Origin of the sequence: Acinetobacter sp. IRS14 (genome assembly GCF_034650275.1) — a bacterium.
GTDB lineage: Bacteria > Pseudomonadota > Gammaproteobacteria > Pseudomonadales > Moraxellaceae > Acinetobacter > Acinetobacter oleivorans.
On sequence record NZ_JAOVFN010000005.1, the window covers coordinates 143,325 to 168,261 of the forward strand.

Consider the following 24,937-nt stretch of genomic DNA (forward strand, 5'->3'; position numbering starts at 1 on the left):
AGCGTCTGCCTTACAAGCAGAATGTCGGCGGTTCGATCCCGTCAGCGCCCACCATTCTTTCTTTCAGAAAATTTAATTTCCTAAATTAATTCTTCCATAAATATATTTTGCTTACATGTAAACATATTTACTATGTGACTAGATATATTTTTCAATTTTCTATTCTAAAAAAATAAAGTTTTACTCCTTTAAGTTATTTTTCTATTGATTTCAATTTTTTAACTTTAGTACTTCTATACTTATGCCTTCGATGGGTTCCTGATCCTCATTAAATTTGTTTCATTCGAGACTAAATATAAGAATTCAATCTGCAATTTATTATCTTCAGCTTAGATCGACTTTATATTTGTACTGATTGCTAATATTTTGACAAATAAAAAACTGCTATTTTTTGAATAGCAGTTTTTCGACTAAATTACTTTTAATATTCGTTTAGAAGCCATCCACTCGCATACGCGAAATATTCACGTAACCATGCATTATAGCGAGTAGCTAATGGTGTCTCGGCCGCTACTCCATAAACTTGGGTATAGCCCTGTTTCTTTGCAATTGCTTCTGCTCTAGGAATATGAAAATCACTTGTCACAATAGCAATTGGTTGGTTTAAGTTAATGTTCTGCTGTGCTAATAGTGGTTTACTATTTTTTAAATTAAGCTCAGTGCTGGTACTTTTATCTTCAAGAATCATTCGTTCTTTTGTAATATGATACTTTTGCTGAAGATAACGAGACATCACTAATGCTTCGCTTTCTTTTTCTGAAAAATCAAGACCACCTGTTAAAACAACTTTTGCTTGCTGTTGTTTAAGCGCTACAGGGGCAGCTGTATCTAAACGTTTTGCAAGAATTGTAGATGGTTGACCATTTTCGACACCGCTTCCTAAGACAATAATTGCTTTTACTGGAGGAATATTATCTGAAGTATCTTTATTTTCTTTAATAAAGCTAAAGAAATAGCCTAAGCCAATTAGCCATATCCAGAAGCATAGCCACCCAAAACGCCAAAGCGTATGTAAGCGATAATGATAGAAGAAAAAGCGCTCTAAGTGATAATAAAATAAAGAATATAGGCAGAATAAAGCACCTAAAATGAAAGGAATAATTGTGCCTACATTAATTTTATTGAGACAAATTAAAACTAATCCATCTAGAAATAAAATCGAACCAATGATTGCGAGAAAAATACGGATCCATTTACTGACTTGCATTGTGCTTAGAGTTGCAATTTAAATTGCAGACAGTGTATGCAAAATCATTCTGAATGCAATAAAAAACCGAGTAAAGCATTTAAGCTGTTACTCGGTTTTTGTTTTTATTGATCTTTAATAGACATCACGGCGGTAACGACCTTGTTGTCTTAACTCATCTACCTGTTCTTCACCTACAATTTCGATAAGTGCTTGATCGACTCCACTTGCCATACCATCAATACTACCGCATACATACAGAACAGCACCGCGTTCTATCCAGCTTACTAATTCTGCTGCATTCTGACGGATTACATCTTGAACATACATACGTTGTTCTTGATCTCTCGAAAATGCTAAATCGAGGCGTTTTAAGATGCCTGTGGTTTTCCATGCCTCAATAGTTGATTCATAGAAGAAATCACATGCTCTTTGACGTTCACCAAAGATTAACCAGTTTTCAGTGTAATCATGACGAGTACGGGTGTGTAATAGGCTCATTAAGCCAGCAATACCTGTTCCGTTACCAATACAAATAATAGGGCGGTTATCATCAATAAGATGGAATGATTCATTGGTACGAATACGTAAAGCAATTTCATTATTAATTTGCGTATGTTGAGTGAGCCAACCCGAACCTAAACCTAGGTTACCAGACGCATCATATTGTTGACGAACAACCAAACGAAGCACTTGCTGAGAAGGAATACTCGCAATCGAATACTCTCGCGTTGGTAAGTTAGGAAGCTGTTCTAATAAATGGTCAAGATTCGCAAATGGTTCAATTTCGCCCGTTAAATCTTTATTCCAAAGTGCTTTTTCGATTGGAATCTGTAATGAATCAACTTTTGTATTTTTAAGAATATGATGCTTCTGCAAAAAGTCGTGAATACGCTCAGGGCTATTACCAGGTTGAATTTCAGCAATATCACCCGCTTGCCATAGTGCTTCGTGCTTTGCATTAAGCTCAATATTATAAGCAGGTTGACCTAAGCTATTGGGATTGAGTAAATCACGTTGTTGCAATACCCATGTATCAAATACTTTTTCTAAATTTACCGCATGTAAATCTAATTTAGTTGCTTTCGCGAGTGCCTGATTCCAGTTTTGAATATCCGATAAGTTTGCATTATCAACTTCAATTGTACTAAAGAGGGTATGAGCACCATTAGTTTTAAGCCAGAGGTCTACCGCATGTCCAAAACTACAATAAGTATCAGGATATTCTTTAGAACCTAATGCCAAAACAGCATAGTTAATGTGTTTAAGATCTAGATTTGCTTTTAAAAGCTTTTTTGCAAAGCTTGTGGCGAGATCTGGTGCATCACCAGTACCATAAGTACTGATTACAAATAAAACCTGCTCATACTGCTCTAAATCAGACTGTGTGAGCTGTTGTACAGGTTTAACCTGAACAGGTTGATGAGCTTCTTGTAAACTTGTTGCCGTACTCCAAGCGAGTTGTTCAGCTACACCTGTTTGAGTTGCATAGGTAATAAGCCAAGGTTTCGCATTTGGATCAATGTATTGTCCAGCTAAAGACTGACGAGCTGCCTGTGTTAATTTTTTCTGTTTACGGCGTTTAAGATAAAGCATCCATCCTGTAACCAAGAACAAAGGCATTGCCAATGAAGCAAGCATTGCAACAAATTGATAAATTGGTCCAAAGAAACTACCACGATGCACTGGTAACATGCTGCTCATGATCTTTTGATTAAGCTTTTTATCTTCGTAAAGCTCCATCTTTTCGATATTACCAGTTTGATAATTATAGATGGCTTGGTTACGTGCACGCTCATGTTGTGGCGTAGCATCGACAAAGCTTAACTCAACTTTTCCATCATCTTTTTTCGGTAAGTTCAATGTTAGGGTCGAATAATCACGTCCGACCTGACTATTGAAGCCGCTCCATGTTTGATTAAGTGCTGTAATGAGCTGAGTATTATCTAATTGAGGCTCTGATTTTTTATCCTTATTACGGTCAGATTGTTTACCTTGTTGCATGCCCCGATTTTGAGGAGTAGCACCATGACCTTGTGGTTTAGGTTGTTCAACTCCCATCACTTTGAACATGCCACTACGCCACCAGTCATAAGACCAATATAGACCTGTACATGCGAAAAGCAGATAAAAAACAATGACCCACGTACCCACAACAGCATGTAGATCCCAAATAAAATTTCGGCCTTTGAGTTTCGGCTTCACAGCGAGCCATTGACGAGCAGAATGCTTTTTAGGCCAGCGTAAATATAACCCACTGAGTACAAAGTAAATTAACATGAGTGCGCAAGCACCAGTAATTTGTTTACCAACTTCGCCAGCTGTTAAATTACGGTGAATTTGTTGTATGAGTAACAACAACTTTCGGCCTTTCACATCTGGCAGAACTTGAGCGTTATATGGATTAACCATCATATTGTAGCCACGACGTTCACCTTCTTTTTCAATATTTACAACAGAAGAAGAGGTGGGGTCCTTGGCAATCGTAATGCTATTAATTTTAATTTCAGGCTGAGTTGTATTGAAATGTTGATATAGCTGAGCAGGGGTTAACTTTGGAGTGTTTTCAGCTTGAACAACATAACTATCAGAATTCACCCATTTTAAAATTTGTTGATCATAAGAATAAATTGCACCTGTTACACCCATAATGGATAAGATGAGGCCAGCAGTAATACCCAGAAACCAATGAATTTGAAATAAAATTTTTTTAAACATGGTCGAAAATGTAAATATGATGGAGATCTTGTAACGAAGTATAGCCGAAGATTGAGTAGATAATATGGATTTTGGAGATAATATTAATTTTCATTATCATTTATTTTTACTTTAATAAAAAACCTCCATCAGGAGGCTTTTTATAGAATCTAGAATTACAAGGTTTTTGGTTCACCTACAGATTCTTTTAAGTGAGTACGAATCGTATTAAACGAAAAGTTCTTAGAATCCATGCGCTTAGGTAGAATGTAAGCACCTTGCTGCTCTTGACCTTTTGGATCTTTCACTTTGAAATTGACCAAAATGAAATCAGGTGCGTTGTACCATTCGTAGATATTTTTCCATCCAATTGTACCAACGCCTTCTTGAAGGCCCATTTGCTGACGCATCACGATGCCATGAGGCTGTACACCTAAACGAATACCTTTGATTTCCTGTACCGGAAATTCATTCATTTTGCGTTTAACGTACCATTCTAATCCGTATTTACGACCTAGGTAGTAAAGTACTACAGCGACAATAGCAACCCAGCAAAAAACAGTAGAGTAGTTCTTAATAAAAATAAGACCTAATATAGCTAGGGCTAAAACGACACCCATAATTGCCCAAATTTTTGTGCTGATTTTATTAGTGCTGCGCCAGATAAGAAGCTGTGCATTACGTTGTTCAGCTTCTGACACATCATATGGAACAGGCTGAAGCGTATAAGCGTATAAAGTTTTCGCGGTCATAGTGCAAATAACAAATTGTAAACTGTTTTAAGTTTAGCACTAATTGGCATAAGTCAGGAAAGGATATTATGCCAATTTAATACTAAATTCCGAGGCAAATTTATAATGATGCAAGCTCACTGGCATCATTATCAAGATCATGACTTAGCCGTTGTTTTAACATACTAAATCGGTTCAATACACCAAGCATGAGTGAGAGCTGCTGTAAAATAATGAGTGATTTTTGGTCGTCTTCATCATTTTGGCTTAAACGTTGACGTATCGTTTGGAGCATATTTTGTGCTGTAAGATCAGGCATTTCGTCTCTTAATAGTGCACCTTGAATATCATCAAGGGCTTGGTCTAATAGTTTAAGGACAGCTTGATCCTGAATGTTTTCTCGATGTGCTCCAAGTGCAGCGATATAACTTAAAAATGTATGGTTTAAACATAAAAATTCAAAAATATCGGATTTACGAGTCGGGTCAAAGTCTGGTTCAGTTGCTAAAGTTGAAATAAGTGAAGCAACTTCAGCATCAGTATTATGTGCAGCTCGACGTACAATTCGGTAATTTAGCGCATGATTACGGCCTTCATGATATTGTTTGACGACTTCAGCTAAATAATTACATTGAGCTTGTAGTGAGCGTCTGATGTTGCGAGGCAAACGTCGAAACTTCCAGTCAGGCCAAATAAAGGTCACCCCAAACCAAGCTAAAGCACATCCCATTAAAGTATCTACAAATCGAGGAATGGCAGCAGCCATTGCTGAACCGTCTAGATTAAAGTTAATTAATGCCAAAATGGTGATAAAGGCAGTTGCCTGCGCATATTGTTTACTACGTAACTCAAAAAACAGGACTCCACTTAATATCAACATAAATAGTTGTCCTTCTGTCGAAGGAATTAAGAAGATAATCGCAAGTCCAACAACAATACCAACTAAGGTCCCAACAATTCGTAGGCGTAAGCGGCGCTTGGTCGCGTTAAAGTTGGGTTGGCTTACAAATAGAGCTGTAAGCATAATCCAGTACCCATATTCAATATGGGTCATTTGAATAAAGACATATCCGATAAACAAAACAATCGAGACGCGAATTGCGTGGCGGAATAGCACTGATTCAGGAGTTAAGTTCTGTTTTATTCGGATGACAATATCATTCCATCCTTGTAAATCATCATCTTTCAGCTGGTTCTCGGCTTGTTTTACTTTATCAGATTGAATGTGTTGTTCAGTTTCCAAGTTGAGTAACTGGGAATCGATAGACTTTAAATTCTGGTATAAAGCGAAGAGAGCATTTACCCATAAAAGGTCATAATGCTGATCACGACGTAACTTCTCTAAAGAGAGGCGTAGATTTTCAAAGCTTTGTTTAAACCTTTTATTATGGTTATAAGGTTTACGTTGCAAAATACATTCATTTAACTCTTGGCAAGCTTTACCTTGAACCGCCAAAATTCGTTGGAATCTAAATAAAATATCGCTGTGCTGAAAGATTTTGGCTAATTTTTGATAGTCAATATGGGCTGAGTCAGCACGTTCATGGATATCTTGAGCAACAAAATAATAATGTAAGCTTCGGCGGGTATCTTTTTGTCCACGGTCGCCTTTTAAGCGAGTCAGTAAAGCTGTTTTTAAGTCATTAAAAATCGTAATCAACTTACCGTTTTCTAACGACAGCTCAATCATGCTTTGCTGATAGCTGGCAGGAGTCATATCTACATCAAACAAATTTGATTTTGCAAAAAGAAAATCACCTAAAGATGCATAAGACGCAGCCAGTTTGTCTTGTAGTTGTCGAACCGGAAATAATAAAAAGCTAATAGTTGCAATGAGGCCGTACCATGCAGCACCTGCAACTAAAAGGGCGGGTTGGATATACCAGTGGTCGAAGAGGTGAACACCTAGCATGGTATAGACTGAAACAACTAAACAGCCATAAGAGATGGTTGCGTAACGACGTCCTAATGAACCGAGTAAAATCCAGCCAATACATGATGCAATTAACCCTAAAGCAAAAGCCATTGGGTAGGGGAAAAGTAGTTGTACGGAAGCAGCGGTAACGAAGAACCCAATATAAGTATAAATCAGGTTCATGATTCGCACGGAAAAGCGATCATCAATATCGCTTAAACCTGCTGCGACTACACCTAAAGTGAGTGGAATGGTTGCTAATTGATAGCCTAAAAAATAAGGCACGAAAGCAGTTCCTGAAAAGGCTATCAGCATTCGTACGTTATACATAAATGTTGTGTTATAAGTCGCTCTTTTTAGGCGTTTAAACCAAGATTTCAAAGGAAGTCCTTGCTGATCAACCTGAGTGATAAAGGATTTGTGTATTTCTACACCAATGTTGCACAAATCATACGATAGACAGTGTAAGCTTGTCTGTATGCAAATGATTGAAAAATGAAATATCGTTATGTCTGAACAAACAGCCCAGCGTCAATACTCTATTGGCTGGATTATGCTGCTCGCTTTGCTTACGGCTTTAGGGCCATTATCCATCGATATGTACTTACCTGCTTTGCCACAAATGGCTCATGATTTTGGGGTAAGTACGCAAATGGTGGCAAATACATTACCAGCTTACTTTTTTGGTTTAGCTGTTGGGCAATTAGTTTATGGTCCTCTAAGTGATCGTATTGGTAGAAAAAAACCACTTTATTTTGGTCTCGCACTTTACGCAGTCGCAAGCTTATTTTGTGTATTGGCAACAAATGAATGGGGCTTGATTGCTGCTCGTATTTTGCAAGCTTTAGGTGGCTGTGTGGGCGTGGTCATGGCTCGTGCAGCAATACGCGATAAACTCGATGTTCAAGGCTCGGCACAAGCTTTTTCAAGCATGATGATTGTAATGGGACTTGCACCAATTTTGGCACCGATGATTGGAGCATGGATTTTAATCTGGTTCCCTTGGCAAGCTATTTTTATTGCCCTTTCAATTGTCGGCGTCATATGTTGGTTGTGTGTACATTTCTTCTTTAAAGAGACCTTGGCAACTGATAAAAGACTTAAGTTATCACCCTATCAAGTAGTGACCCTCTATGGGGCTATTTTCAAAGATACGAGCTTCCGTTTACCTATGTTTGCAGGGTGTTTAACAGGGGCAGCACTATTTTGTTATATCAGCTCGGCACCAGCAGTTTTCATGGACCAGTATGGACTCAATCAACAAGAGTTTGCTTACGTATTTGGACTGAATGCTTTTGGCATTATGTTGATGTCATCTTTAAATAAGCACTTAACAACACGTGTTGAAATCACTAAACGTTTAAGAGCTGGTTCAATGGTACAAGTGACAGGGGCCAGCATTGTATTAATTGCTGGTTTAATTCCTGCGGCACCTTTATGGCTTGTTATGTTAGGGCTATTTTTAGCGATTTCAGGGATTGGTTTAACAGGACCAAATGCAATGGCGCTGGCAATGTCCAAACAAGGCGCTCGCGCAGGGACAGCGAGTGCAATCATGGGAAGTATGCAATTCGCTTGTGGCCTGTTAGGTGGTGTATTACTTAATTTTCTTATTTGGTCTGCGTCGCTCAATATGGGCGTGATGATGGTGTTATTTACACTAAGCGGTTTTATTGTCGTATTAAAAGCGACGAAACAGGTAACAATAAAGCCATTCTCATAGTTTTAAGAGAATGGCCACTTATAGCTTATTCGTCTAGAAAAACTGCGAAATTTTCAACTGGTTCTCTAGGGGTAATAAAGGTATTTACAATGTGGTTGGGATCAGCATGACCTAACGCAATTGCACATACGAGTTCTTCTTCATCTGATGCACCCAAGATATCTAAAACAACAGGGTGAAAATGGTTCCAAGCTGCTTGTGGGCATGTATCTAAACCACGTGCCTTAGCAGCAACCATCACGTTCTGGATCATCATTGCGATATCCATTTTAGACCCGATTCCCATCGTTTTATTTACAGTAAAGAAAAGGCCGACTGGAGCATCGAACAGTTTGAAATTACGTAACTGTTGTTCTGCCATTTTTTCTTTTTCGCCTTTTTTGATTTCGAGTAGACCATAGAGTCCCCAACCATTTTCACGGCGGCGATCAATAAAAGGCGATACCCATTTTTCAGGATAATAGGCAAATGTTTCTTTATATTTTTCTGCAAGTTCTGGGTTTTTTGAAACTTCAATTTGTGCTGCACAAACACGTTCTACCATTTCATCACGCTTGTTGCCTGTTACCACATAGACTTTCCATGGTTGAGTATTTGTTCCAGAAGGTGCTCGACTTGCGACTTGTAATATATCTTTAATGACTTCGGACTCAATTGGAGTATTTAAAAAAGCGCGGACAGAATGTCGAGAAGTGATAGCTTCATCAACGAGACGAACTTGTTCCAGATTCATGAGTACTCCTACATCTTTTTCGTAAATATTTCATACTTTTTGAAGCTTACTTTCATACTTTGAAAGTACTTCATTTATAAGCAAAAAATATTAGAAAAGAGATATCCTTACAGGTATGATAATTTAATTAGTCTAGACATATTGTCCGATTAATTATAATTCGAATATGCCACTTTAGATTTAAATAGACAAAATAGTGTGATTTTGTCGGTTATAAAAATAAAAGCATAACAATGAGTGGGTGAAAAATATTCAATTGAAATAAAGGTATAATATGTTTAAAAACAGTACAAAACGGATAGTTTTATATAAAATATGACCATTTTTTATATAAAATTTTAATGAAAAATATACACAAAACTTTAAATTTCTGCATAATACCGACTTTTTTACGCAGGTATGATTTCTCCATACTCACGTTAGGAAATAGTGGCTGCAAACAAAATCCTTTTACAAAAAGGATTTAGATGCAGAAATGGAGAAATACACGAGGTATAGGAGCTTTACATGAGTTTACCACTCATCAACAAGCAGTTCATGAAACAAGGATTGGCGATTACCATTGCAACCATGAAAATGAACGTAACTCAAGCAGCTACTGGGCCACAAAAAATACAACAGCTTAGTACAGGTCTAAACGCACTCTTCTTTGATCATGAAGAAAAGGGCGCAGATAATCGCGTTATGGCGATGGCTCGTTACAGTCTTTGAAATTTATATCCAGTTTAGACATTTGTTCAAAAGTATATGTAAATATGCTTATTGGCTTAAATCCAGATTTTGTAAAACTCGCTTAACTGATGGGAATCATTAGACGAGTTATTTAGCGGTGGTCATTTGTTAGTTTCCAAGTTTGTAGCTGAGTCGATGCATACTGTTTTTCCGAAAGCGGAAAAGTTCAGTAGCGCAATGATATTCTTTTATCTGAAGGTCGCTTTCTCTCATGCAACCTTCAAAGGCTTAGTGTTGGGCATGATGTTGCTTAAACTTGTGACGGTAATTGCTATTCAATTGACATTAAAATTTTTTTATTGAATTTACTGAAAAGTCCCGGTTTCTAGGGGCTTTTTTGTTTATTGCAGTATTTTGGCATGTGCTTTTAGCACATTAGCAAGGAATGTAAGCGGACCGAGTATGAATGAACAACTCAATGCCACACTGATGTCGTGGGTACAATTTTTTAATGATCCTTTATGGGATTTTTTAGTTATTTTCTTGCTGGCTGTCGGTATTTTTTATACGGTCTTAACAGGAGCAGTGCAAATTCGCATGTTCTTGCAAAGTATCCGAGTGATGAAAAGCAGTCGTACAGAAGGCGAAGATGAACACGGTCTTACACCTTTTCAGGCGTTTGTAACAGGCCTTGCGAGCCGTGTTGGGGTCGGTAATATTGCTGGTGTAGCAATTGCCATCGCAATTGGTGGTCCTGGTGCAGTGTTCTGGATGTGGGTGACTGCTATTCTTGGTATGAGCTCTGCTTTTATTGAGTCTACGCTTGCTCAGCTATTTAAAGTTAGAGATAGTAAGAGTAAACAGTTCCGTGGTGGACCAGCTTACTATATTACTCAAGGTTTGCGCAGTAAAACCTTTGGTGTGGTCTTCGCACTTGCATTGATCTTTACCTACGGTTTCGTATTCAACTCAGTTCAAATCAATGCGATTGCTAATGCATCTTCACATGCTTGGGGTTGGGACAAAGCTAATCTTATTGCCCATTTAGGTGGTGTTGAACTAGAAATTTCATGGGTTGGTATAGCGCTTGTCGTTATGGTTGCATTGGCAATTTTTGGTGGTATTAAGCGTATCGCTAAATTTGCTGAGATGTTTGTACCTTTAAAAGCAGGTCTTTATCTATCTGTTGCTCTCTATATTGCAATCAGTAACTATGCGATTTTGCCTGATATTTTAAAGCTGATTGTGACTGAAGCTTTCAATTTTAATTCTGCAGCAGGTGGTTTCTTTGGTGCGGCAGTGTCAATGGCAATGATGCAAGGGATTAAGCGTGGCTTGTTCTCTAACGAAGCTGGTATGGGTTCTGCACCAAACGCAGCAGCTGCGTCTGATGTAAAACATCCTGTAAACCAAGGTTTAGTACAAATGCTCGGTGTATTTGTAGATACTTTCATTGTATGTACAAGTACTGCAATCATTATTTTGGTTTCTGGTGTTTACCAAGATGCAGGTTTTGTTGGTGTTGAATTAACTCAACGTGCTTTAGAAACTCAAGTTGGGCATTGGGGATCGGACTTCCTTGCTGTTCTATTATTCTTATTCTGTTATTCAGCTGTACTAGGTAACTATGCCTATGCAGAAGGTAATGTGCAGTTTATTAATAACAACCCGAAAGTCATGTTCATCTTCCGTATTTTTGTATTGGTGATGGTGTACTTCGGTGCAATTGGTAGTGTTCCACTTGTTTGGTCTATGGCTGACTTGTTTATGGGTATCATGGCAACCATTAACTTGATTGCAATTTTACTGTTAACACCGATGGCACGCACATTGTTGAAAGATTACCGTGAACAATTGAAAAAAGGCATTAAAGAGCCTGAGTTTAAAATTGATAAATATCCGGAATTGAAGAAAAAAGTTGATTCAGATATCTGGTAAGTTACAAAAGGCCTCTTATAAATAAGGGGCCTTTTTCATAACGGGGATAAATAAAATACTTGAGTCTAAATTTTAAACATGACAAATTAAATAAATTCAATACAGCTTTTAACGAGACTAGCAACTAAAATTGCAATCCGAACTTAAACCTCATAGTGCGAAGATAGGCCATGAAACAGCTTAAATTGTGGGTTCTCGGACTCTCTATGGTGTTGGCAGGATGCCAGACCACTACACACTTATCTGCTGCGCTAAAATCACCAACAGCAGAGGCTTATGCTCGCTCTGTTGATCAGCCATTTGCACGAATTAAAAAACAGCAAAAACGTCCTGTGGTTGCGCTCGTATTGGGTAGCGGTGGAGCACGAGGTTATGCTCATATCGGTGTCATTGAGGTTTTGGAACAACATGGTATCCGACCAGATTTTATTGTAGGTACCAGCGCGGGTAGTATTGTTGGAGCACTTTATGCCAGTGGTAAAAGTCCTGCTGAATTACGTGATACTGCTTTAAAAATGAAAGCTGGCGATGTGCGTGATATTAGTATCGGATTAAAAGGTTTTTTTGATGGTAAAAAAGTAGAAAACTACGTTAACCAGCAAGTAAATAACGTCCCACTCGAAAAAATGAAAATCCCAATGTATGTGGTTGCAACCGAATTAAAGCATGGCACTAAAACCGTATTTAACTATGGTAATACTGGGCAAGCCGTAAGAGCATCTGCTTCAATTCCAAGTATGTTTGTACCTACTAAAATTGGTAAATCTGAATATGTAGATGGCGGTTTGGTCAGTCCTGTACCAGTTGAGGTTGCACGTGACTTAGGTGCTGATGTGATTATTGCCGTTGATATTTTAGCTCAACCTATTTACACAGAAACATCGAATGTTTGGGGACTGTTTAACCAGAATATTAATATTATGCAAGGTCGTTTGGCAGCAGAAGAATTACAATATGCGGATGTTGTTATTCAACCAGATTTAAGAGAAAAAGCTCATATTTTTGATGTGAAAGGCCGTGAAGCCACCATGAAATCTGGCATCGATGCAGCCAATGCTAAACTTTCTGATATTCAGTTTGCTATTGATGAAAAAATAGCTGAACAGAATATGTCTACTGAAGGGTTAAGTGCACAAACTCAATAATTTGACGTTAATTGTTTGAAAATTAATTAAAAAGCCTGAATAGGGCTTTTTTTTATGTGAATTTAAATCCTTAATTTTTGGAATAAAAATTTTTGTATATTAGGTATATGTTGGATATGCTGAAAACTCTGATGACCAATATAAAATATTGATGTCATTTTTAAAAAATAATTGATTTGTAATGTATTGAGGCTGACTAGATAAATGATACAGCAACAGGTTAAAAATGGGTTTCCAACATTAGATGATGTTCATGCTGCCGCAGAGCGTTTAGAAGGTTTAGTCGTAAAAACTCCTTTTGTTTTCTCAGAAACCATTTCTAAAACCTTAGGGGCTGAGATGTGGCTGAAATTTGAAAACTTACAATTTACAGCTTCTTTTAAGGAGCGGGGTGCACTGAATAAACTGTTGTGTTTATCTGACCAAGAAAAACAACATGGTGTTATTGCAGCTTCGGCAGGCAATCATGCGCAAGGTGTAGCGTATCATGCTCAGCGCACAGGCGTAACAGCGACTATTGTGATGCCGAAATCTACACCTAATGTAAAAGTACAGCGAGTGCGTGAATATGGGGCACGTGTCATTTTACATGGACAAGACTTTTCAGAAGCTGCTGCTGAAATGCACCGTGTTGCACAAGAAGAATCTTTAACAATTATTCATCCATTTGACGATGCAGAAATTATTGCAGGTCAGGGAACTATTGCGCTCGAAATGCTTGCAGCTGTTCCTGAACTAGACATTTTAGTTGTGCCAATTGGCGGTGGTGGTCTAATTTCTGGTATTGGGATTGCTGCTAAAGCTATCAATCCCAAAATTAAAGTGATTGGGGTGCAATCGGTTGTATATCCAAGTATGGCGAAACTTCTGTGCAATTATCAGCATGCTGTTTCAATGGGCTCTACAGTTGCAGAAGGTATTGCGGTAAAAACTCCGGGTGAGCTTACAACTCAAGTTGCTAAACAATATGTTGATGACATTGTTGTTGTTACTGAAGACATGATTGAAGAGGCAATTGCGCTATTACTCAATATTGAGAAAACAGTATGTGAAGGGGCCGGTGCAACAGGTATTGCTGCAATTATGTCTCGTCCTGATCTATTTTTAGGTCATAAGCTTGGTGTAGTGCTGTCTGGTGGCAATATTGATACACGCGTTATGGTCTCTGTGTTGCAACGTCATTTAACGCGTACAGGGCGTATGGTTCGTATTCGTGTTGAATTACCAGATAATCCAGGTGCTTTAGCCCGTTTAACAGCAATCATTGCTGAGCAAGGCGGTAATATTTATGAATTGCGTCATGAACGCTTTGCAGCGACAAGCCGTGCCAAAGAAAGCGCCGTGAGTGTTGATGTTGAGCTTAAAAGCGCTTCCGACCTTGATTTGCTGATTCAGGCAATGCAGTTGGAAGGTTATATTGTTCGTAAAGAAGAGATTTAATCTCTGATATTGCTGTGTTATAAAAGCCGTATATGGCTCTATCGAGAGTCATATACAAGGTAATTTAAATGGATTAAATTGCCAAAAAGGGATTAATTTACAAAAAAACGATCAAATCCTTCAATGAAACAGGAAAAATTGACAATTCTCTAAACTTTGCCCTTCACAATTTTAAGGTTTAGGTTTTAGTATTCCTTCCATTGTAAATTTGAAGAAATATAAGGATATCCACGCTCAATGTTCAAATCATTTTTTCCATCACCACGGTATTTTTTCATATCTGCGGTTATTTGGATTGTGCTAAATATGGTGCTCTGGTATTCGGGTGGAAATACATGGGGTACTTTCATTGGCTTTCATCAAGGTTACCATAGTACTCAATTGCCGATAGGTGTCAGTCGTTTCTGGTCTCCAACTTTTTTATGGTTTTATATCTGGTTTTTAGTCTCTACTGCTCTTTTTGCTAGCTTTTGGAAAGTTCTTTCTAATAATCCATGGCAGCGTTGGTCAGTTTGGGGTTCGGCATTTATTTTATTTAATATCTGGTTTAGCGTTCAGGTCAGTGTTGCGATTAATGCTTGGTATGCACCTTTTTATAACCTTATCCAAACTATGTTAGATCATGGTGGCGGTGATATTAATAAACTTTATACCGGGACAGTTACATTTCTTTTAATTGCCATGGTTGGTGTGACTTTAGCTGTAATTAATTCATTTTTTGCTAGCCATTATGTATTCCGTTGGCGTACAGCAATGAACGAATACTACACAGAGCATTGGAATCAGCTGCGTCATGTAGAAGGTGCTTCACAACGTGTACAAGAAGATACCATGCGTTTCGCATCTGTTTTAGAGGATTTAGGGGTAAATTTTATAAAGGCAATTATGGTATTAATTGCATTTTTACCTATTCTTTTTGAGCTTTCGAAGCAAGTTAAGGTACTACCTCTGGTAGGAGAAATTGACCATTCATTGGTGTGGGCGGCAATAGTATGGGCTGTTTTTGGTACAGTTCTATTAATGGTGGTTGGTATTAAATTGCCTGGTCTACAATTTAATAATCAAAAAGTAGAAGCTGCTTACCGTAAAGAACTGGTTTATGGCGAAGATCATGAGGAAAGAGCGCAACCAAAGACATTAAAAGAACTTTTCTCGAGTGTTAAGCTGAATTATTTTAGATTATATTTGCATTATTCTTATTTTAATCTGGTCAGTATCTGGTATCTACAATTAGATATTTTATATAGCTTAGTTGTTTTATTCCCATCTATTGCAGCGGGTAAAATGACATTAGGCTTAATTACACAAATAAGCAATGTGTTTGATAAGGTCCGTGAATCATTTCAATATTTAATTACTTCATGGAAAACTATTATTGAATTACTGTCGATTTATAAGCGTTTAAAAGCTTTTGAGTCGATACTACACAAATAAAAGAAAGCCCGCGAAAGCGGGTTTTTTTATAGGTGTAAAAATTTAATGAGTTGAGTTGTAAAAATTAATGATAGGACCAACCAATGACTGTTGTGATTTATCTAAGGTGACTTGAATCTCTTTATAGTTAAAAGTGTCTTCATCATCATATTTAGCAATACCATGCGTTTTATTGTTCACTTCTGGAATTTGATAACTAAAAAAAGCCACTTTCTTAGAAGGATGAACAATATTGATGATTTTTTTAGGGTCTTTATAACCACCGAATTCATTTTCAAGACTTTCTTTTAACAGCTCAGGAAAATAAAGCGTTGCATTTGGTAGTCCACAGCCAACACAAAATGAAGAATCATAGAGTTCTATTGCTTGTTTTTGATCTGTACTCATTATTAGAGCAAAACCAGTCCCATTAGCGCCTGCATTTGCTTGCACATCTTGCCAATTTCTTGGAACGAGCACTAAGCCTGTTTCAGGTAATGCAAGAAGCTTGAGTTGTTTTGCATGTTGAGTATCGAGTTTAAAATTAAAACGGCAACTTTTAGGTGTACACGTTTCAAAATCTTTAAGTAAACCATTCTCTGTTGGGCTTTGTGCTGTAACACCATAAAACGGGACTGTAACACCGTTTAAAAACTTTGCTTCTCCTAGAGCGTAGAACTGGTTATCTGCTTTGCGGGTTGCAGCAGAGCTATAAAACTTTGGGAAATGAGGCGTAAAGCTTTTTACTTCTGCATAAGCAGTTGAAGTTAGACTGACCAATGCTGTGCATACTAAAAAATTTAATTTTTTCATTTTTAGAAAGTAATCAATTTAAATCTTATATAAATCTAACATATTCTTTTAAACTGTAAGGTAATTCAAAATTGAAAACTGTTTTTAACTTCATAATAAAACAGACCAGCAGAGACATGAAAAAATGAAAAAAATCCTTTCAATTTGCTGTTTATCAGTCATCAGTTCTTATGGTTTTGCTCAAATCATAAACGGTATTTCATTTTCACACCAAGAATGGGAAATCTCTTGTAGCAATACGGGTACATGTAAAGCCGCAGGCTATCAAAATGAAGACAATGGTGATAATCCAGCATCGCTTTTATTGGTGCGTAAAGCAGGGCCAAAACAACCTGTACAAGCTGAATTTGCTTTATCAGACTATGAGCAAAGTTTGCCAGCCAATCAGCTTAAAAATATTCATTTTTATGTAAATGGCAAAGATTTAGGCGCTGTGACTATAGATGGTACCGATTTGCCATTGATGGGGAAATTGAATAACTCACAAGTCAACGCTGTACTACAGCAGTCTAAACAGAAAACTGAAATTGTATTTAAAAATGCTCAACATCAATGGAAAATTTCCGATGCAGGAATGACCGCTGTGCTATTAAAAATGGATGATTTTCAGAAGCGTATTGGGACTGTTGGTGCTTTGGTAAAAAAGGGCAGTGCCAATGAAACTAAAGTACTTATGCCTGAGCCAAAACTGGTTGTTAAACATATTAAAACGACAGCTAAACCTTATTTAACGCTACAACCGAAAAGTAAGCAGTATCAAGCAATACACCGTAGCTTGATGGCAGCTAATCAGAATCCTAAAGAAGACTTTTGTGAAGGAATTTATGGCGGTAATAGTGATGGAGCTGAACCACAAGAAATCGAGCTATATAAACTAACCAATAAGAAAGTTTTGGCGACTACATTGTGTTGGAGAGGGGCTTATAACGAAGGGTATGGGGCTTGGGTACTCGATGAGTCTTTGACTGGTAAAGCAACGTTTGTGACAGAAACAGCTTCTGATTTCGATAGCGGTATTATTAGTAGTGCTCAAAAAGGAAGAGGCATAGGCGATTGCTGGGCAAGTGAAGAATGGGTCTGGGATGGCAAGAGTTTTGTACATACTAAGGATATGTGGACAGGGATGTGCAAAGGCTTGGCAGCAGGTGGAGTGTGGGAGCTTGATCGAATTGAAACTATTGTAAAATAGCTAATTTGTTGAAAAGAAATATCATTAGGGAAATAAAAAAATGATTAAAGGCAACATACAGATAGCTTTCTTAGTTATAGCAGGAATATTTGCTTGCTTTGCCAAGCCTGCTTTTGCTGCACCCTTAAGTATTTTAGAGTTTAAAAAAACACAATTAAGTCAGAATGAGCAGGAGCAACTTTGCATACAAGTTAAAAAGCTTTGCGAGCATCCGGACCAATGGCGGGTTTTAAAAACAGCAGATCGGCAGTTATGGCTTCTGTCGGGTGGAGATATTATTCAATTTAACGACTCTGCAAAAGGATTCAAACTATCGAAACAGTGGCATGTAAATCTCTCTACTCAAAAGGAGGGAACATCTGATGGGCAGTTTATCTTTCCTAAGCTTTTTCCTATGGCTCAAAATCGTTATACAATTGCTGTAATCGATTCATTTTCTGAAATGTACTCAGGAGGTGGTGCAAATATTGAGCGCGCTAGTTTTTATGAGTTAACAGATTCTGGAATGACATATCAATTTATTGCGAACTATCCATTTAGTTTTAATCGGATGATTCGGGCATGTTTTTCTGAGCAAGATTATGAAAGTTCTCAAGGCAAATGCCATGATGAAGATAGTCTCAGTCTAGATATTCGTCCGATTAAACCTATGTTGTGGCAATTTCGCTATCGTTATAGTTTAAGCGTATCACCTGCCTCAGATTCAGGGGAGAAATCATATAACGGCAGTAGAAACTTAAATATTGATTTAAATAAAGTACCAGAGCAACCCAATATTCCAGAAGCATGGAATTATGCGGGGATGGGCTAATTATTAAAGTAATTGTTAAATTTGAAGAAATAGACGATTTACAGAGTCATAACAGGTAACACCACTAGCTCTGTGATACAAAGAGCAGATTGTTTATTGGAGCTAGACCTATGTCACGTCAAGTTTATGCGATTGCCCGCCGTAAGTTTTCACATTTGAGCCGTTCAGTTTGTATGGCAGTTGCTGTACTGGGTACAACACAAATTACGATGGCTGGTCCAACGGTTGATCAGTTAAGTGACTGTTTAGTTAAGGCTACAACGGCTTCAGACAAGACCACGGTGCTTCAATGGACATTTACGGCTTTAGCTGCCCATCCTGATTTAAAAGTATTTAGTAATGTAACACCTGAGCAAAAGGATCAGTTAGATCAAAAACTGGCGCAGGTTTTACAACGTGTGATTGTGGAGCAATGTTCTACCCAAACTAAAGCTGTGATTCAGGCTGAAGGTGTGAAGGCAGTTGGGGAGGCTTTCCAGCAGTTAGGCCAAAGTGCTGGCGAAGATATTGTTAAAGACCCCGCAGTTAAACAGCAGTTGCAGGGCACATTGCGCTATATCGATTTAAATAAATTGGTGACGACGTTTTTAACACCAGAGATTTGGAATAAGTTGGGAATCACAAGATAAAAAATCTAGTTTTCTATTTTAGTAATAAAGCCTGCTATTTAATCAGCAGGCTTTATTTTAATTGGGACGAAGAGATCTATTTAGAGCGTAATCTTAGCGCCTAAAACTTTTACAAATTGTGCTAACCAAGCTGGATGTGCAGGCCAAGCTGGGGCAGTCACCAAATGTCCATCTGTAACTGCTTCAGTCACAGCAATATCTGCGTATTGTCCACCTGCCAATTTTACTTCGGCAGCACATGCTGGATAAGCTGAGCAGAGGCGACCTTGTAATACATCTGCCGCAGCGAGTAACTGAGCGCCATGGCATACGGCTGCAATTGGTTTTTTCACTCTATCGAACTCACGTACAATTTCGACAACACGTTCATTCATACGTAAGTACTCTGGTGCTCGGCCACCTGGAATAACTAGACCTACATAGTCTTCGGTATTAACGGCATCAAAATCAAAGTTAATGGCGAAGTTGTGGCCACGTTTTTCGCTATAAGTTTGTTCACCTTCAAAATCATGAATAGCCGTCGCAATATGGCCACCATTCTTTTTATTTGGGCAAACAGCATGCACGGTATAACCTAAACCAATTAAGAACTGAAAAGGAACCATGGTTTCATAGTCTTCTGCATAGTCACCGACCAACATTAAAATCTTTTTAGACATGATTTATCTCTCTTTTTAAAATATAAGTTATCTAAATTCTTAATTTAAATTAGCATAGTCACTGAGTAATTTTTTAGGAAAAAAGTGCATTCTTTAGTCGAAGAATGCTTTAGACGGATATAAAAAGCCCCGATAAATCGAGGCTTTTTAGTTTTATCAGGTCTATTTTTTATAACTCACAAGCTTTACCTTGATATTCACGACGGTTAAAGACGTATTCCTTACCATTCCATCGATAAACAGCAAAACAGAAGCCTGAACCACCATTTTCAATATCAGGCCAACCATCTTTGCCTTTAGTTTTCAAAAAGGTGGGAATGCCAGAGTCGCTAAAGAGTTTTTTCCATTGACCGTCTTTTTGTTGTGAAACAATATAGTAACCAACACCCGTATTGCCATAACACATAGTGCTACTATCTTGAATAACTGCATCTTTATGACCGTCACCATTTAAATCTTTATAAATGATAATTTCACCCCGATTGCAATTTCCTGCCCAACCATTCTTTGTTTTTTTGAAATTTGCTGCTTTAAAAATAGGTTCTACCTCACTCTTTGGAACTTGAACCGTTTGAGCAAAAAGTGTCGAGTTTATTAACAATAAAGAAGCAGTAATAAGTAATTTATTTATCATGAGTAACCTGTTCCCCATAGTTTTAGCTTAAAAATTATTGTGGATTCATTGCATTTTAAAATAGATAAAAAACCCGCTCTAAAGCGGGTTTTTCTAAAAATTGGATTAGCTTAACCAATCAACTTCTTCATTAATTCATTTACTTGAGCAGGGTTAGCTTTACCCTTAGAAGCTTTCATGACTTGACCAACAAGACCGTTAAAAGCTTTTTCTTTACCAGACTTGTACTCTTCAACCATTTTTTCATTGGCTGCAAGTACTTCTTTAATGATTGCTTCAATTGCACCTGTATCGGTTTCTTGCTTTAAGCCTTTTTCCGCAATAATGTCATCGGCAGATTTACCTTCCGATTCCCACATAAAGCCAAAGACTTGTTTAGCAATTTTACCGCTAATGGTGTTGTCAACAATACGTGCAATCATGCCACCTAACTGTTCAGCAGAAACAGGTGAGTCAGCCAAATCTAAGCCTGCTTTGTTTAATGCGCCTGAGAATTCGCCCATTACCCAGTTTGCAGATACTTTACCTTGCTTCGCACCGCCAGCAGCAGTCACAACAGCTTCAAAGAAGTCTGCCATTTCGCGTGAGAGCGTAAGTACATGTGCATCGTATTCAGTTACAGCAAAGTCTGCGATAAAGCGTGCACGGCGAGCTGCAGGAAGCTCTGGAAGTGCAGCACGAGCAGCTTCGATTTGCTCATCTGCAATAATTACAGGTAACAAGTCTGGATCTGGGAAGTAGCGGTAATCGTTCGCTTCTTCTTTCGAACGCATTGAACGAGTTTCCATTTTGTTTGGATCGAACAAACGAGTTTCTTGGTCGATACTTCCACCGTATTCCAAAATTTCCATTTGGCGTTCAATTTCAACATTGATCGCTTGTTCAATGAAACGGAATGAGTTGAGGTTTTTAAGCTCACAGCGTGTACCAAACGGTTGACCCGGACGACGTAAAGACACGTTACAGTCCGCACGGAATGAACCTTCAGCCATGTTACCGTCGGAAATACCTAACCAACGCACAAGTGTGTGGATTGATTTGATATATGCCACCGCCTCTTCAACTGAGCGCATGTCAGGTTCAGAAACGATTTCAAGTAAAGGTGTACCAGCACGATTTAAGTCAATGCCAGACATGCCTTCAAATTGGTCATGAATCGATTTACCCGCATCTTCTTCTAGGTGAGCACGAGTTACGCCAATTCGTTTTGTTGTGCCATCTTCAAGCTGAATGTCGATATGACCCAAGCCAACAATTGGATTATCCATTTGGCTAATTTGATAGCCTTTTGGCGAGTCAGGGTAGAAGTAGTTTTTACGTGCAAACACAGATGCTTGATCGATGTATGCATCGATACCCAAACCAAAGCGGATAGCAAGATCAACTACTTTTTCATTTAAAACAGGCAATACACCTGGCATTGCCAAGTCTACAAGGCTCGCTTGTGTATTTGGGTCTTGACCAAATTCAGTCGATGAACCTGAGAAAATTTTAGAATTGGTTGCAAGCTGAGTGTGAATTTCGATACCAATAACGACTTCCCAACCGTCAATCAATTTCAACTTTTGAGCTTCAGCCATTATGCATTCTCCTCAGCAATTGCCGCACGTTGAGTATGGAAATCGGTGTTTTGTTGGTATTGATGAACAATCGACAACAATTGTGATTCTGACCAGTAGTTACCAATTAATTGTAAGCCTACAGGTAAGCTGTCTTTATCAAAACCAACAGGAGCATTAATCGCTGGTAAGCCTGCTAAGTTCACTGCAAGTGTATAAATATCACCTAAATACATTTCAGTTGGACTTAAGTTCGCACCAATTTTATAAGCAGTTGTTGGTGCAGAAGGAGCAGCAATCACGTCTACATTTTCAAATGCTTTTAAGAAGTCTTGTTGAATTAAACGACGTACTTTTTGTGCTTTCACATAGTAAGCATCGTAATAACCCGCAGAGAGTGCATAAGTACCAATTAAGATACGACGTTGAACTTCTGGACCAAAGCCTTCTGAACGAGAACGTTTATAGAGATCCATCAAGTCTGCTGGGTTTTCACAGCGGTAGCCGTAACGAACGCCGTCATAACGTGACAAGTTAGATGATGCTTCTGCTGGCGCAATCAGGTAATACGTTGGTACATAGGCTTCAGTCATGTTGAGGTCAATCTCAACAAGCGTTGCGCCCATTTCTTCAAGCTTTTTCAATGATTCTTCGACACGCGCTTTTACGTCTGCATCTAAGCCTGCAACGTTAAAGTACTGTTTAGGAATACCAATACGTAAGCCTTTTACAGATGTGCCATTTAAGTTCGCAACGTAGTCATCAACTTCTTTTTTAACCGAAGTCGAGTCTTTTGTATCGTGACCTGCAATTACATTCATCAGGTGCGCACAGTCTTCAGCAGAGCGTGCCATTGGACCTGCTTGGTCTAAAGATGATGCGTAAGCAATGATACCGAAGCGAGATACACGACCATAGGTTGGTTTTAAGCCTGTTAAGCCACAGAAAGAAGCAGGTTGGCGAATTGACCCACCTGTATCTGTACCCGTAGCGAAAGGCGCTAAATCAGCCGCTACAGCAGCCGCAGAACCACCTGATGAACCACCAGGAACGTGGTCAAGCGCCCATGGGTTGCTAGTTGCGCCAACATATGAGCTTTCTGAAGTTGAGCCCATCGCAAACTCGTCCATGTTCACTTTACCTAAAGTGATAAGACCAGCAGCTTTTGTTTTTTCAACAACAGTTGCATCGTAAGGAGAGATGAAGTTGTCTAGAATTTTTGAACCAGCAGTTGTTTTAATGCCTTTGGTACAAAAGATATCTTTATGAGCAAGTGGAATACCCGTTAGAGCAGAGGCATTCCCTGCTTTTAAAACAGCATCGGCAGCATCAGCTTCCGCGAGCGCCTGTTCAGGTGTAACCGTCACATAGCTTTTTACCAGTGGGTCAATTTTAGCAATACGTTGCAAATAATGTTCAGTCAGTTCGCGAGATGAAAACTTCGCTTGGCTTAAGCCCTCAGCAAGTTCACGAATTGATAAGCGATGTAAATCAGTCATGAGTAAAATTTCTTTACATTCAAAATAGGGAAGATGGGTTAATTGAGTAAAAGTTATTCAATCACGCGAGGAACAAGATACAAACCATCTTGAGTTGCAGGTGCAACTGCTTGGTATTCATCTCGATGATTGCTTTCCGTTACCACATCAGCACGTAAAGGTTGAGGATTGTCAAAAGGACTTTTCAAAGGTTCTACGCCTTCCGTATCAATGCCTTTTAAGGTTTCCATCATGCCTAAAATTTTATTTAGACTTTGAGCATATTCAGCAGATTGCGTATCATTGAGCGACAATCGAGCAAGATTGGCGATTGCTGAAACTGTTTGTGCATTTAAATCTGCTGAATGCTGTGCATCCGATGTAGACATAACATCACCTAATCAGTATTAAAAATTTTCAAAATATCGTGCGTTATAATAAGCGATTGACTTGTTCAAATCATCACATTTAGTTTAAAGTTGCCACCTTGCATCCACATGAAAGTTTAACTGAGAACGAACCGTGATTCTAAAACGACTAATTGGCTTGTTTTCGCCGGATCTAGCCATTGATTTAGGTACAGCAAATACACTTATTTATGCACCAGGCCGCGGCATTATATTAAATGAACCAACAGTTGTGGCAATTCGTCACAGTGGTTCACAAAAAATTGTTGCTGCTGTAGGTCTAGATGCTAAGCAAATGCTGGGCCGTACGCCTGCGAATATTTCTGCAATTCGTCCAATGAAAGACGGTGTAATTGCGGATTTTGAAGTGACTGAAACCATGTTGAATCAGTTTATTGGTAAAGTTCACGAAAAACGTTTGTTCCCACCTGCACCTCGTGTAGTTGTATGTGTACCATGTAAATCAACTTTGGTCGAGCGCCGTGCGATTCGCGAAGCAGTATTTAATGCTGGTGCCCGTGATGTTCGTCTCATTGAAGAACCTATGGCTGCTGCAATTGGCGCAGGTATGCCAGTTGAACAAGCATGTGGTTCTATGGTTGTGGATGTTGGTGGTGGTACAACTGAAATTGCAATTATTTCATTGCAAGGTTGTGTCTATGCTGACTCTTTACGCATCGGTGGCGATGTTTTTGATGAGCAAATCATCAATTATGTTCGTAAAGCTCACGGTTGTGTAATTGGGGAAACCACTGCTGAAATTATTAAAAAAGAAGTAGGTATGGCTGTTTCTGATGGCACAACATTAGAAATTGAAGTACGTGGCCGTAACCTTGCAGAAGGTGTGCCTCGCGCAATTACTGTGACTTCTGACGAAATTACTCAAGCAATCTCTGATCCATTACAAAATATTGTAAGCGCAGTAAAATCTGCACTTGAGCAAACTCCTCCAGAACTTTCTTCTGATATTGCCGAGCGCGGTATTGTGTTGACAGGTGGTGGTGCATTACTTCGTAACCTCGATAAATTATTAGCTCAAGAAACTGGTTTACCAGTTGTGGTTGCTGAAGATCCTCTTACTTGCGTGACCCGTGGTGGTGGTAAAGTATTGGAATTCTTCGACAACCCGAACCATGACATGCTTTTTGTTGGTTAAGTTTAAGGA

The 24,937-nt window shown here is 38.6% G+C and carries 22 protein-coding genes; 11 read left to right on the forward strand and 11 right to left on the reverse strand.

Annotated features, from left to right (window positions below; all coding sequences use genetic code 11):
* Positions 1 to 421 precede the first annotated feature (421 nt).
* The 4 genes from ODQ17_RS07035 to yccS form a co-directional block, all read right to left on the reverse strand.
* Positions 422 to 1,207 carry a YdcF family protein gene (locus ODQ17_RS07035; RefSeq protein WP_322902647.1) on the reverse strand — a complete coding sequence of 262 codons (786 nt, stop codon included), beginning with the start codon at positions 1,205 to 1,207 and terminating at the stop codon, positions 422 to 424.
* A gap of 114 nt (positions 1,208 to 1,321) precedes the next feature.
* The gene (locus ODQ17_RS07040) at positions 1,322 to 3,904 is read right to left on the reverse strand and encodes a sulfite reductase flavoprotein subunit alpha (protein ID WP_322902649.1); all 2,583 of its coding nucleotides are present in this window, start codon (positions 3,902 to 3,904) and stop codon (positions 1,322 to 1,324) included.
* A gap of 155 nt (positions 3,905 to 4,059) precedes the next feature.
* Positions 4,060 to 4,635 (reverse strand): SdpI family protein, encoded by a 576-nt coding sequence (locus tag ODQ17_RS07045; protein ID WP_013196917.1) that lies wholly within the window; start codon positions 4,633 to 4,635, stop codon positions 4,060 to 4,062.
* A 100-nt stretch (positions 4,636 to 4,735) separates the two neighbouring features.
* On the reverse strand, positions 4,736 to 6,910 hold the full coding sequence (gene yccS, locus ODQ17_RS07050) for a YccS family putative transporter (protein ID WP_034596023.1): 2,175 nt from the start codon (positions 6,908 to 6,910) through the stop codon (positions 4,736 to 4,738).
* A gap of 127 nt (positions 6,911 to 7,037) precedes the next feature.
* On the opposite strand from yccS, the gene ODQ17_RS07055 reads away from it, so the two are divergent.
* Positions 7,038 to 8,252 carry a multidrug effflux MFS transporter gene (locus ODQ17_RS07055; RefSeq protein ID WP_049838069.1) on the forward strand — a complete coding sequence of 405 codons (1,215 nt, stop codon included), beginning with the start codon at positions 7,038 to 7,040 and terminating at the stop codon, positions 8,250 to 8,252.
* A gap of 25 nt (positions 8,253 to 8,277) precedes the next feature.
* Here the strand turns inward: ODQ17_RS07055 and ODQ17_RS07060 are convergent, their stop codons facing one another.
* Entirely contained in the window at positions 8,278 to 8,985 is a 708-nt protein-coding gene (locus tag ODQ17_RS07060) for a nitroreductase (protein WP_322902652.1), read from the reverse strand.
* A gap of 507 nt (positions 8,986 to 9,492) precedes the next feature.
* Between ODQ17_RS07060 and ODQ17_RS07065 the strand changes: the two genes are divergently transcribed.
* The 6 genes from ODQ17_RS07065 (at position 9,493) to sbmA (ending at position 15,614) form a co-directional block, all read left to right on the forward strand.
* Entirely contained in the window at positions 9,493 to 9,696 is a 204-nt protein-coding gene (locus ODQ17_RS07065) for a hypothetical protein (protein WP_192834376.1), read from the forward strand.
* 156 nt (positions 9,697 to 9,852) lie between these two features.
* Positions 9,853 to 10,020, forward strand: coding sequence for a hypothetical protein (locus ODQ17_RS07070; RefSeq protein WP_151823308.1), 168 nt, complete (start codon positions 9,853 to 9,855; stop codon positions 10,018 to 10,020).
* Between the two features lie 99 nt (positions 10,021 to 10,119).
* Entirely contained in the window at positions 10,120 to 11,595 is a 1,476-nt protein-coding gene (locus ODQ17_RS07075; RefSeq protein ID WP_151823305.1) for an alanine/glycine:cation symporter family protein, read from the forward strand.
* A gap of 170 nt (positions 11,596 to 11,765) precedes the next feature.
* A complete protein-coding gene (locus ODQ17_RS07080; protein ID WP_205668941.1) occupies positions 11,766 to 12,740 on the forward strand; it encodes a patatin-like phospholipase family protein in 975 nt (324 codons plus the stop codon).
* 204 nt (positions 12,741 to 12,944) lie between these two features.
* Positions 12,945 to 14,180: a threonine ammonia-lyase gene (locus tag ODQ17_RS07085; protein ID WP_322902656.1), complete on the forward strand. Its 1,236-nt coding sequence runs from the start codon at positions 12,945 to 12,947 to the stop codon at positions 14,178 to 14,180.
* A gap of 237 nt (positions 14,181 to 14,417) precedes the next feature.
* Positions 14,418 to 15,614: a peptide antibiotic transporter SbmA gene (gene sbmA, locus ODQ17_RS07090; protein WP_322902658.1), complete on the forward strand. Its 1,197-nt coding sequence runs from the start codon at positions 14,418 to 14,420 to the stop codon at positions 15,612 to 15,614.
* A gap of 42 nt (positions 15,615 to 15,656) precedes the next feature.
* Here the strand turns inward: sbmA and ODQ17_RS07095 are convergent, their stop codons facing one another.
* Positions 15,657 to 16,406 carry a DUF4850 domain-containing protein gene (locus ODQ17_RS07095; protein ID WP_322902660.1) on the reverse strand — a complete coding sequence of 250 codons (750 nt, stop codon included), beginning with the start codon at positions 16,404 to 16,406 and terminating at the stop codon, positions 15,657 to 15,659.
* Positions 16,407 to 16,530: 124 nt separating this feature from the next.
* On the opposite strand from ODQ17_RS07095, the gene ODQ17_RS07100 reads away from it, so the two are divergent.
* The 3 genes from ODQ17_RS07100 to ODQ17_RS07110 all read left to right on the forward strand — a co-directional run bounded on the left by ODQ17_RS07100 (position 16,531) and on the right by ODQ17_RS07110 (position 19,035).
* Positions 16,531 to 17,595, forward strand: a complete 1,065-nt coding sequence (locus ODQ17_RS07100; RefSeq protein WP_322902662.1) for a DUF1176 domain-containing protein — start codon at positions 16,531 to 16,533, stop codon at positions 17,593 to 17,595.
* Between the two features lie 40 nt (positions 17,596 to 17,635).
* Positions 17,636 to 18,406 carry a hypothetical protein gene (locus ODQ17_RS07105; RefSeq protein WP_322902664.1) on the forward strand — a complete coding sequence of 257 codons (771 nt, stop codon included), beginning with the start codon at positions 17,636 to 17,638 and terminating at the stop codon, positions 18,404 to 18,406.
* 110 nt (positions 18,407 to 18,516) lie between these two features.
* Positions 18,517 to 19,035: a hypothetical protein gene (locus ODQ17_RS07110; protein ID WP_322902666.1), complete on the forward strand. Its 519-nt coding sequence runs from the start codon at positions 18,517 to 18,519 to the stop codon at positions 19,033 to 19,035.
* Positions 19,036 to 19,115: 80 nt separating this feature from the next.
* Here ODQ17_RS07110 and ODQ17_RS07115 read toward each other — a convergent pair whose 3' ends face one another.
* From ODQ17_RS07115 to gatC, 5 genes are all read right to left on the reverse strand, one after another.
* The gene (locus ODQ17_RS07115) at positions 19,116 to 19,694 is read right to left on the reverse strand and encodes a DJ-1/PfpI family protein (RefSeq protein WP_322902668.1); all 579 of its coding nucleotides are present in this window, start codon (positions 19,692 to 19,694) and stop codon (positions 19,116 to 19,118) included.
* Between the two features lie 169 nt (positions 19,695 to 19,863).
* Positions 19,864 to 20,328 (reverse strand): hypothetical protein, encoded by a 465-nt coding sequence (locus tag ODQ17_RS07120; RefSeq protein WP_322902670.1) that lies wholly within the window; start codon positions 20,326 to 20,328, stop codon positions 19,864 to 19,866.
* A 110-nt stretch (positions 20,329 to 20,438) separates the two neighbouring features.
* On the reverse strand, positions 20,439 to 21,908 hold the full coding sequence (gene gatB / locus ODQ17_RS07125) for an Asp-tRNA(Asn)/Glu-tRNA(Gln) amidotransferase subunit GatB (protein ID WP_192455321.1): 1,470 nt from the start codon (positions 21,906 to 21,908) through the stop codon (positions 20,439 to 20,441).
* Entirely contained in the window at positions 21,908 to 23,386 is a 1,479-nt protein-coding gene (gene gatA, locus ODQ17_RS07130) for an Asp-tRNA(Asn)/Glu-tRNA(Gln) amidotransferase subunit GatA (protein WP_322902673.1), read from the reverse strand. The genes gatB and gatA overlap by 1 nt, the downstream gene beginning before the upstream one ends.
* A 53-nt stretch (positions 23,387 to 23,439) precedes the next feature.
* Positions 23,440 to 23,754 (reverse strand): Asp-tRNA(Asn)/Glu-tRNA(Gln) amidotransferase subunit GatC, encoded by a 315-nt coding sequence (gene gatC / locus ODQ17_RS07135; protein WP_000107699.1) that lies wholly within the window; start codon positions 23,752 to 23,754, stop codon positions 23,440 to 23,442.
* Positions 23,755 to 23,887: 133 nt separating this feature from the next.
* Here gatC and ODQ17_RS07140 point away from each other — a divergent pair, with 133 nt between their 5' ends.
* Positions 23,888 to 24,928 (forward strand): rod shape-determining protein, encoded by a 1,041-nt coding sequence (locus ODQ17_RS07140; RefSeq protein WP_004789315.1) that lies wholly within the window; start codon positions 23,888 to 23,890, stop codon positions 24,926 to 24,928.
* The last annotated feature ends 9 nt before the right edge of the window (positions 24,929 to 24,937 follow it).

Coding starts and splice junctions, on each gene's coding strand:
- ODQ17_RS07035 (WP_322902647.1), bottom strand. CDS start 1,207: ATGCAAGTCAGTAAATGGATCCGTATTTTTCTCGCAATCATTGGTTCG.
- ODQ17_RS07040 (WP_322902649.1), bottom strand. CDS start 3,904: ATGTTTAAAAAAATTTTATTTCAAATTCATTGGTTTCTGGGTATTACT.
- ODQ17_RS07045 (WP_013196917.1), bottom strand. CDS start 4,635: ATGACCGCGAAAACTTTATACGCTTATACGCTTCAGCCTGTTCCATAT.
- ODQ17_RS07055 (WP_049838069.1), top strand. CDS start 7,038: ATGTCTGAACAAACAGCCCAGCGTCAATACTCTATTGGCTGGATTATG.
- ODQ17_RS07060 (WP_322902652.1), bottom strand. CDS start 8,985: ATGAATCTGGAACAAGTTCGTCTCGTTGATGAAGCTATCACTTCTCGA.
- ODQ17_RS07065 (WP_192834376.1), top strand. CDS start 9,493: ATGAGTTTACCACTCATCAACAAGCAGTTCATGAAACAAGGATTGGCG.
- ODQ17_RS07070 (WP_151823308.1), top strand. CDS start 9,853: ATGCATACTGTTTTTCCGAAAGCGGAAAAGTTCAGTAGCGCAATGATA.
- ODQ17_RS07075 (WP_151823305.1), top strand. CDS start 10,120: ATGAATGAACAACTCAATGCCACACTGATGTCGTGGGTACAATTTTTT.
- ODQ17_RS07080 (WP_205668941.1), top strand. CDS start 11,766: ATGAAACAGCTTAAATTGTGGGTTCTCGGACTCTCTATGGTGTTGGCA.
- ODQ17_RS07085 (WP_322902656.1), top strand. CDS start 12,945: ATGATACAGCAACAGGTTAAAAATGGGTTTCCAACATTAGATGATGTT.
- sbmA (WP_322902658.1), top strand. CDS start 14,418: ATGTTCAAATCATTTTTTCCATCACCACGGTATTTTTTCATATCTGCG.
- ODQ17_RS07095 (WP_322902660.1), bottom strand. CDS start 16,406: ATGAAAAAATTAAATTTTTTAGTATGCACAGCATTGGTCAGTCTAACT.
- ODQ17_RS07100 (WP_322902662.1), top strand. CDS start 16,531: ATGAAAAAAATCCTTTCAATTTGCTGTTTATCAGTCATCAGTTCTTAT.
- ODQ17_RS07105 (WP_322902664.1), top strand. CDS start 17,636: ATGATTAAAGGCAACATACAGATAGCTTTCTTAGTTATAGCAGGAATA.
- ODQ17_RS07110 (WP_322902666.1), top strand. CDS start 18,517: ATGTCACGTCAAGTTTATGCGATTGCCCGCCGTAAGTTTTCACATTTG.
- ODQ17_RS07115 (WP_322902668.1), bottom strand. CDS start 19,694: ATGTCTAAAAAGATTTTAATGTTGGTCGGTGACTATGCAGAAGACTAT.
- ODQ17_RS07120 (WP_322902670.1), bottom strand. CDS start 20,328: ATGATAAATAAATTACTTATTACTGCTTCTTTATTGTTAATAAACTCG.
- gatB (WP_192455321.1), bottom strand. CDS start 21,908: ATGGCTGAAGCTCAAAAGTTGAAATTGATTGACGGTTGGGAAGTCGTT.
- gatA (WP_322902673.1), bottom strand. CDS start 23,386: ATGACTGATTTACATCGCTTATCAATTCGTGAACTTGCTGAGGGCTTA.
- gatC (WP_000107699.1), bottom strand. CDS start 23,754: ATGTCTACATCGGATGCACAGCATTCAGCAGATTTAAATGCACAAACA.